This is a genomic window from Paraliomyxa miuraensis (assembly GCF_026337845.1).
Classification (GTDB): domain Bacteria; phylum Myxococcota_A; class Polyangia; order Nannocystales; family Nannocystaceae; genus Paraliomyxa; species Paraliomyxa miuraensis.
Map to the genome: position 1 here is coordinate 1 of NZ_JAOVZF010000029.1, position 253 is coordinate 253.

Below are 253 nucleotides of genomic sequence, written 5' to 3' on the forward strand. Positions count from 1 at the left end.
GAGGTCGTCGCCCACCACCACTGCTTCTTGTGCCTCGTAGTGCGGCGACGGCAGCAGGATCCGCGCGTCCTCGTCCCACGCGGCCTCCGCATACTCCTCGAGGCTGGGCGGCACGCCGTCGGACGCTCCGAGCATGCGACCACCGCAGTGCGGATCGCGGACCGCCACCGTGGGGGTCTTGGTGGGGTCGTACTCCGGCACCCGACGCACGATGATCGGGGCCGAGCTCGCCAGCCCCGGCAGCTTCCAGCCG

The 253-nt window shown here is 71.9% G+C and carries 1 protein-coding gene; it reads right to left on the bottom strand.

Annotated features, from left to right (window positions below; translation table 11 throughout):
• Positions 1 to 201: hypothetical protein (locus OEB96_RS46830; protein ID WP_266213341.1), on the bottom strand; the 201-nt coding region annotated here is incomplete at its 3' end.
• Between the last annotated feature and the right edge of the window lie 52 nt (positions 202 to 253).